The following is a 7,801-nucleotide window of genomic DNA, read 5'->3' as shown; positions in this document are numbered from 1 at the left end:
CTGCGCGGCCCTTCGATTGCCGCCGACTTCGAAAAAATGGTCGCCGATTATATCGAGCAGCGGTTTGGGCAAGCTGGCAAGGCCGCGGCGGAGTAGGTCGATGCGACGCTTCCTCTGGGCGACGCCGGTTTTGCTTGGTGGATTGGTTTTGATTGGCGCGCTCGGCTGGGCGACAGCCGTCCACGCCGATCCGCCGCGCCCCGCCAAGCAGCGGCTGCTCGACCGTGTTTGCAACCTGATCGAGGCCCATGCCGATCAAAACGGCCTGCCCAAGGATTTCTTTGCCCGGCTGATCTGGAAGGAAAGCCGCTTCGATCCCAATGCGGTCAGTCCGGTCGGCGCCGAAGGCATAGCCCAGTTCATGCCTGGTACCGCCAAGATACGCGGCCTTGCCAATTCCTTCGATATCGAGCAGGCCATCCCGGCCTCGGCAAAATATCTCGCCGAGATGAAAACCGGCTTCGGCAATCTGGGCCTGGCGGCTGCCGCCTACAATGCCGGTGAAAACCGGGTATCGCGCTGGCTGAGTTCCGGTGGCTTCCTGCCAATGGAGACCGAAGACTACGTTCTGGACATCATGGGCGAGCCGGCCGACAGGTTCACCGATACCGCCTATGACGGTACCATCCGGCCGCTCGACAAGAAAGCGAGCTTCGCGGTCGCCTGCCGCAGGCTGCCGGTCATCAAGTCCCAAACCGTGGCCATGGCGTCGATCAACATCAAGCCGTGGGGCGTGCAGGTGGCCGGCAATTTCCGCCGCGCCGCGGCTCTCAGTCAATGGAATGGTGTGAAGCGCCGGTTTCCGGCCTTGCTTAAGGACCATAATCCGGTGGTCAGCCGGGTGCGCACGCCGATCGGTAGGCGCGGCATCTATGCAGTCCGGATCGGCGCCGACTCCAAAGCCAAGGCCAACAATATCTGCCAGAAACTGCAAAGCGTCGGCGGTGCATGCATTGTGGTGCGGAATCGGTAAAGGCGATATGTCGGCGCTTGTTCGAACCTGAAAGTGCTGGCATGCGGCACGCCATCGCCGCGATGGCGGCACAAGGCAACAACCTCATTGTCGATAATGTGCTGTGCGACGGCGAGATGCCGGAGTATCTGAGGTTGCTGTCGGATTTCGATCTATGCCTGGTTGCTCCGCTGGACGTTCTCGAAGGCTCGCGAATCCAGCGGGTCGACCGCTTGCCGGGGCTGTCGCGCTGGCGATATGACCGCGTGCACAAGGATATCAGCTACGATCTCGAAATCGACACCAGCACGCTCACGCCGCTGGAGTGCGCCAGGCGCATAAAAGCAAAATTCCAGCTATAGGCCCACAATGACCGACCTTCTTTACAGCGATCCCGACCTCGTCCAGTTCTACGATATCGAGAACGAAGGCGGCGTGGACTTCGACTATTGCGTCGGCTTTGCCAAGGACGCGGGCTCGGTTCTCGATCTCGGCTGCGGTACCGGGCAATTGGCGGCGGCGCTCGCCGATCGGCGCAGTGTGACCGGCGTCGATCCGGCACCGGCGATGCTCGACGTCGCGCGCCGCAGAGCCGGCGGGCAGAGGGTCGACTGGGTCGAGGCCGATGCGCGCAATGTCCGGCTCGGACGACGCTTCGATCTGGTGATTTTGACCGGGCACGCTTTCCAGGTGTTTCTGACGCCAGAAGATCGAGAGGCGGTGCTTGCCACGATCGCCGTTCATCTGGCTGCCGACGGGTGCTTCATCTTCGATACGCGAAATCCAGTCGCGCAGGAATGGCTCGAGTGGACGCCGGAATGGTCGCAACGGGAACTCAGTCATCCCGAATTGGGCATGGTAAGAGCGTGGAACGATTTTCGGCGCGATCCCGCTACCGGTGTCGTCACCTACTCGACCCATTATGAAATCCCCGACAGTGGGCGGGTGCTCAGCGCCGAATCGGAAATCGCCTTCCCGACAAAGGAAAGCCTTGCGCAGATGCTGGACGAGAGCGGACTGGTCGTCGAAGAATGGCTCGGGAGTTGGCAGGGCGAGCCATATCTCGATACCTCGCCGGAAATCATCCCGATTGGCCGGTTGCGCTAGCTCGGATGGTTTGCCTTGAGCGGTTTTCCATCTTTTGCCGTGACCGATTGAGCGCACGGACGAGCCGAAAGCACCACCGGCCAATTGCGGCGCTGCGCTGGCGACGTGCCCACCGATGCAACTCGTGAGCATCGCGGAGATTTGGCTGTTCTGAACGCATCGCACCTCCTCGCCGGTATTTTGGATGCTGAAGAGGAAATCATATTATGTATCGCGCGTGCCGATAATCGATGATAATTTCTGTTCATCTGTGACGAGTTGGAATAGATGACATGGACCGGCCAGAAACGATGGGTGTGTTCCTGTCGGTTGTCGAGGAAGGCGATTTCTCGGCGGCGGCACGCCGGCTGCGGTTGAGCCCATCGGCCGTCAGCAAGGTCATCGGGCGGCTTGAGTCCCGCCTTGGCGTGCGATTGCTGCAACGCTCGACGCGGCGGATCAGCTTGACGGCGGAAGGCAGCACCTATGCCGATAGCGCTCGCCGTATCCTGAACGACATCAAAGAGGCTGAAATCGCGATTCAACCCGGCGCAGAACCGCGCGGCCGGCTGCGGGTCAGTCTTCCAAGCGCCTTCGGCCATCGTTTGATCGTGCCGATGTTACCGGCCTTCATCGATCGCTACCCTGCCATCGAGCTCGAGCTAATGTTCACAGATGCGATTGTCGACCTGTTGGCTGAGGAAACGGACGTCGCAGTGCGCGTTGCCGCCCAGAGCGATTCCAGGCTGGTGATGCGGCGGCTGGCGCCCAATCACCGTGTCATTTGCGCGTCAGCTCGGTATCTCGAAAAACACGGTATCCCGATGACGCCAGGCGGTCTTCAACATCATACATGTCTTGGCATCACATCACGCGGCGGCCTCAATATCTGGGAATTCGATGGCCCGGACGGTCGGCAAAGCATGCGTATCCGCAGCCCGATAGAGGCCAACAGTACGGAAGCGCTACGCCGGCTGGCGCTCGCCGGTGTCGGCATCGTCCGTATGTCGGAGATATTGGTTGGACCGGATATCAGAGTAGGCAGACTGACCGCATTGCTCACCGGATACAATCATCATGACGGACCACCAATCTGCGCCGTCTATCCGCCTGGCCGAATCCTGTCGCCGCGTGTGCGCGTGTTCGTGGATTTCCTGGCGGAACAATTCGCCAACCCTCCTTGGCTACACGGCGCGCCATAGGACGCGAGTACAACTTGGAACAGCGTCAGCTGTTGCGGGCCGCCACGAATTCGGCTGCCTGCTTCAGAAGCACGGCCTCGTCGCCATAGGGATGAAGCAAGGCATGGGCCTGGTCGACGAGGCCCTGAAGCTGGCCCCGCGCCCAATTGGGGCCGTGCAGCGCCACCAGCGTCGCCTTGCCGGCGGCTGCATCCTTGCCGGTTGCCTTGCCCATCTGGTGCGCGTCCGCCGTCAGGTCGAGCAAATCGTCGGCAAGTTGAAAGGCAAGCCCGATCGCGGAGCCGAATTCCGCCAGTCTTTCACGGTCGGCCGCTGGCGCGCCGGCAAGGATTGCGCCCGCCTCGCAGGCGAAGCGGATCAGTGCGCCGGTCTTCATCGCCTGAAGCCGGATGATGCCGGCCTCGTCCGGCCTGATACGCTCGGCTTCGAGATCGAGCATCTGGCCGCCGACCATGCCGCCAGCTGCGGCAGCGCGGGCCAGCGCCAGCACCAGCGCCGCCCGTCGCTCGGCCGGCAGCATTGTCGCTTCGTCCGCAATGATGTCGAAGGCGAGCGCCAGCAAGGCGTCGCCGGCGAGGATAGCGGTCGCCTCGTCGAAGGCCTTGTGCACGGTCGGCTGGCCACGGCGCAAATCGTCGTCGTCCATGGCCGGCAGATCGTCATGGATCAGCGAATAGCAATGCACGCATTCGAGCGCCGCCGCCACGCGCAGCGCCGCCTCGCCGTCCGCGGAAAACAGCGCGGCGCTTTCCATGACCAGGAAGGGGCGCAGGCGCTTGCCGCCGTTCAGCACGCCGTGGCGCATCGCCTCCATCAGACGTTGCGGCCGCGCGATCTCGCCTGAAAGCGGGCGGTCGTCGAGCAGTCGCCTGAGCATCGCCTCGACCGGACCTGTGCGCGCGACAAGCGCTGCCTCGAACGGCATTTGATCGTCTTTCGTCATGCCGGGGACGGGTAGCCGACACTCAGACGTTGCGCAAGAAGCCAAGCGCCATTATGCCGGGGGTAGGGAGCAGCATGGATTGAGCGGCTTGGCGGAACCGATTGTCGATTACGAAACCGAAGGGCTGGACATGGTGAGGCCGAAACGCGGCAACCGCATCGGTCTCAAACGTTGGCCCCGGCACTGGGTCCGGCGCGGTATCACCGTCGCCGTCGTGCTGGCGCTGATGCCGGTGGTGCTGACCTTTCTTTATCTCCCGCCGTTCGTTCATCCGGTATCGACACTGATGCTGAAGGATCTGGCGACGTTTTCCGGCTATGACCGGCGCTGGGTCTCGATCGACGATGTGGCGCCGGCGCTGGCGAATTCGGTCATCATGTCGGAAGACGGGCAGTTCTGTTTCCATCGCGGCATCGACCTTGGCGAGTTGAGGGGCGTCGTCGACGATGCGCTGGCCGGCGAGATGACGCGCGGCGCCTCGACCATCACCATGCAGACCGTGAAGAACCTTTATCTCTGGTCGCGGCCGCTGGGCTCGGTCCGGAAAGTCGTCGAGCTGCCGCTGGCCGTCTATGTCGACATGGTGATGTCGAAACGGCGCATCATGGAAATCTATCTCAATATCGCCGAATGGGGGCCGGGCATCTATGGCATCGAGGCCGCCGCCCAGCACCATTTCGGGGTTTCGGCAAAACGATTGTCGCGTCGCCAGGCGGCGCTGCTTGCCGTCACCTTGCCGAACCCAATCGCGCGCAACCCGGCGAAGCCCGGACCGGGGCTGAGACGGCTGGCCGCGCTGATCGAGCGGCGCGCGGGCCGGTCCGGCGCCTATGTCGGCTGTCTGCGTTAGCTTAAAAAAATTTGCGGCGACGCTGGCCAAAACGGCGCGGGGCGTGTATAGGCAACCGACTTTCTCAGATTCCGGCCCCTGACGCGGCCCTTTCACGAGGGCAGCCGGGGCATTTTGACCATGTAATGGAGCATATCCATGGCCGTACCGAAACGAAAAACCTCTCCGTCGAAGCGCGGCATGCGCCGTTCGGCCGATGCCTTGAAGGCCCCGACCTATGTCGAGGACAAGAATTCCGGCGAGATGCGCCGCCCGCACCATATCGACATGAAGACCGGCATGTATCGCGGTCGCCAGGTTCTGGAGCCGAAGGAAAGCTGAGAACGCTTTCGACGGTTTTGTGACTCCCGAAGACCGGCCATTGCGCCGGTCTTTTTGCATTTGGCGGAGATGATCGCCCACCGAACCAATTTCAGAGAGCTCAGCAGCCGTACCGGACGGCAGCCGCGCCGGCTGACATGGTTATTTCGCACCGTCTTGGTCCGTGTTCGCGGTCACGTACGAAAAATCTTGACGGCGAACGCCGAGCGCATACTAGAGAAGGTTGTCCAACCGGAGCCTTCTGATGTTCGGTGCCATCCCGCTGCTGATCGTGCCCTTCGTCCTCTATAATCTGGGGCTTCTGGGAATATTTGGCGGCGGCGACGATCCCTGGGCAAGCCAAATGTTCTCGATCCGCATGATGTCGGGCGGAGTGTTCTCGATGACGCTCGGCGATCTGATCGTGCTGATCGGGCTGATCCTCTTCTTCATCGAAATCGTGAAATCGACGCGCACGTCGAACGCCTCGATCATGGACCACCTGTTGTCGACCTTCGTCTTCGTGGCGTTCCTGGTCGAGTTCCTGCTGGTGAAGGGCGCGGCGCACTCGGTTTTCTTCACACTGATGGTCATCACACTGGTCGACGTCCTGGCCGGCTTCTCGGTGTCGATGCGAGCGGCCACTCGTGACATAAACATGGGCTAGAGGGGCCCGGCCTCAACAGCGCCGATGATGGCGCCGGCCTCGTCGCGGATCAGCACCCGCCGGCGACGGGCAGGACACGCCCGCGCCGGCACGTCGGAGACGCCGGCGATTTTCAGATAGGTTATCGAAGATTAGAGCGCAGTGCGACGCGCAAAGGACGGTCTGCAATTTGAATCGCGCAAGCTTCTTTCCGGAAACCGATTCCGGCTTCCAGCATTATGCGCTGCGAACCAGCCCTATTTTTTCTTGGCGCGCGCCGGCTTCTTCACCGGAGCAGCCGGCGCATTGGCGAGGTCTTCCGCTTCCTTGGCGAGGCGGAGCGCCCTCAGTTTGTTGGTCTTTATCTGGCGGGCGTCGCTCTCGGCGACATATTCCGCCATCGCCTTCTGGCGAACCGTGGCTGCCTCTTCCTGCTTTTTGAAACGCAAATCGGCCCGCGCGCGGGCAGTATCCTTAGAGTTCTCAACCAAGGGCTTTTCCAATCCCGTAAATTATAGTTTTCATTCCTTTAATAGCAGAGCCGACCTGCAATGGGGAAAATAAGGTGGTCAGGCGCGGGAATCGCACTTGGCGCCCGGCGCCTTTCGGGCGGCAACCGCCTCATATCCGGCCTGCAGGGTGGCACGCACGGTAGCCTCCGGGGGCGTGTCGGAAGGCGTGCCCAGATGTTCGTGGCGCAGTTCGTCCATGAACTTTTCCCACATCGGCGGGCCACCCTTCTCCAGAAGCTCGGCGCGGATCGAGAGCTCCTCGCTGACAGGCAGCCAGACGCGACCCCAGGCGCCGAGATGCGCCAGGATCGGCACCAGCGTGATCGCCATTTCAGTCAGGCTGTAGATTGCCTTCTGCTTGTGGGTGGGATCGTCCGCCCTGGTCAGCATGCCGAGCTCCATCAGCCGCTTCAGCCGATCAGCGAGTATGTTGGAAGCGATTCCTTCCAGCGACCCGTTGAGCAGGTCGCGAAAGTGGCGTTTGCCGCCGAAAATCACGTCGCGAAGGATGATCAGGCTCCACCGGTCGCCAAACACTTCAAGCGACAGGTTGATCGGGCACCCAGACCGGCGATCAATGCTCATGCGATTCTCCGAAAGAAACCGGTTGCATTATCATATCAGTCTTATTATCGTGCAACTGATTGCAAAAAGCAATCGGTTTTAGGAGGAGACTGCGAAGATGACAAAGGAAGTGGAACCGGAAATCGCGTCCCAGACATTTGGCGATCCCGCGCACCCACCGATGCTGCTGATCATGGGTGCCATGGCTTCGATGCTCTGGTGGCCGGAGGCGTTCTGCCGGAAATTGGCCGGCAAGGGTCTGTTCGTGATCCGCTATGACAATCGCGATACCGGCCGCTCGACCAAATATGCGCCGGGCGAACCGCCTTACACTTTCGACGACATGGCGGACGACGCCATCCGCGTCCTAGACAGTTATGGCATCGCGAAAGCGCATGTGGCCGGCATGTCGATGGGCGGCATGATCGCGCAGCTTGTGGCGCTGAAGCATCCGTCGCGGGTCATCTCGCTTACGGCGATCAGCACTTCGCCAATCGGGATCGACACGTCGCATCTGCCAGCCATGACCGACGCCTACGTGAAGCATTCCGCCAAAGGCGCGAAAGTCGACTGGTCGAACCGTGACCAGGTGGTCGACTTCATGGTCAAGGACGCGCACGCAATCGCCGGCACCGCGCATCCATTCGACGAGAAGCTGACGAGGGCGTTCGTCGAACAGGATTACGACCGATCCGGCGGCTTCTTGAGCGCGACCAATCACTTCCTGCTCACGAGCGGTGAAGATC

Annotated in this window: 11 protein-coding genes; 8 read left to right on the top strand and 3 right to left on the bottom strand. The window is 61.5% G+C overall.

Annotated features, from left to right (window positions below; genetic code table 11):
* Positions 1-100 precede the first annotated feature (100 nt).
* From EOA85_RS21315 to EOA85_RS21300, 4 genes are all read left to right on the top strand, one after another.
* A complete protein-coding gene (locus EOA85_RS21315; protein WP_127211062.1) occupies positions 101-973 on the top strand; it encodes a lytic transglycosylase domain-containing protein in 873 nt (290 codons plus the stop codon).
* A 41-nt stretch (positions 974-1,014) separates the two neighbouring features.
* Positions 1,015-1,314: a hypothetical protein gene (locus EOA85_RS21310; RefSeq protein WP_245485924.1), complete on the top strand. Its 300-nt coding sequence runs from the start codon at positions 1,015-1,017 to the stop codon at positions 1,312-1,314.
* 7 nt (positions 1,315-1,321) lie between these two features.
* On the top strand, positions 1,322-2,059 hold the full coding sequence (locus EOA85_RS21305; RefSeq protein ID WP_127211060.1) for a class I SAM-dependent methyltransferase: 738 nt from the start codon (positions 1,322-1,324) through the stop codon (positions 2,057-2,059).
* Positions 2,060-2,331: 272 nt separating this feature from the next.
* A complete protein-coding gene (locus tag EOA85_RS21300) occupies positions 2,332-3,240 on the top strand; it encodes a LysR family transcriptional regulator (protein WP_127211059.1) in 909 nt (302 codons plus the stop codon).
* A 25-nt stretch (positions 3,241-3,265) separates the two neighbouring features.
* Here EOA85_RS21300 and EOA85_RS21295 read toward each other — a convergent pair whose 3' ends face one another.
* Positions 3,266-4,183 (bottom strand): polyprenyl synthetase family protein, encoded by a 918-nt coding sequence (locus EOA85_RS21295; protein ID WP_127211058.1) that lies wholly within the window; start codon positions 4,181-4,183, stop codon positions 3,266-3,268.
* Between the two features lie 79 nt (positions 4,184-4,262).
* On the opposite strand from EOA85_RS21295, the gene EOA85_RS21290 reads away from it, so the two are divergent.
* The 3 genes from EOA85_RS21290 to EOA85_RS21280 all read left to right on the top strand — a co-directional run bounded on the left by EOA85_RS21290 (position 4,263) and on the right by EOA85_RS21280 (position 6,000).
* Positions 4,263-5,033 (top strand): transglycosylase domain-containing protein, encoded by a 771-nt coding sequence (locus EOA85_RS21290; RefSeq protein ID WP_127211057.1) that lies wholly within the window; start codon positions 4,263-4,265, stop codon positions 5,031-5,033.
* A 138-nt stretch (positions 5,034-5,171) separates the two neighbouring features.
* Positions 5,172-5,354 (top strand): 50S ribosomal protein L32, encoded by a 183-nt coding sequence (gene rpmF, locus EOA85_RS21285; protein ID WP_029348751.1) that lies wholly within the window; start codon positions 5,172-5,174, stop codon positions 5,352-5,354.
* Positions 5,355-5,598: 244 nt separating this feature from the next.
* Positions 5,599-6,000, top strand: a complete 402-nt coding sequence (locus tag EOA85_RS21280; RefSeq protein ID WP_095517940.1) for a hypothetical protein — start codon at positions 5,599-5,601, stop codon at positions 5,998-6,000.
* A gap of 236 nt (positions 6,001-6,236) precedes the next feature.
* On the opposite strand, the gene EOA85_RS21275 is transcribed toward EOA85_RS21280, so the two are convergent.
* Entirely contained in the window at positions 6,237-6,470 is a 234-nt protein-coding gene (locus EOA85_RS21275; protein WP_029348749.1) for a hypothetical protein, read from the bottom strand.
* 78 nt (positions 6,471-6,548) lie between these two features.
* A complete protein-coding gene (locus EOA85_RS21270; protein WP_127211056.1) occupies positions 6,549-7,076 on the bottom strand; it encodes a helix-turn-helix domain-containing protein in 528 nt (175 codons plus the stop codon).
* A gap of 97 nt (positions 7,077-7,173) precedes the next feature.
* On the opposite strand from EOA85_RS21270, the gene EOA85_RS21265 reads away from it, so the two are divergent.
* A partial coding sequence (locus tag EOA85_RS21265; RefSeq protein ID WP_164759782.1) for an alpha/beta hydrolase occupies positions 7,174-7,801 on the top strand: 628 nt, incomplete at its 3' end.

The sequence above is a fragment of the Mesorhizobium sp. M5C.F.Ca.IN.020.29.1.1 genome (assembly GCF_003997375.1).
GTDB classification, from domain to species: Bacteria; Pseudomonadota; Alphaproteobacteria; order Rhizobiales; family Rhizobiaceae; genus Mesorhizobium; species Mesorhizobium wenxiniae.
Note: the sequence above shows the minus strand (reverse complement) of the source record. Positions and strands in the feature narration are given on the sequence as shown.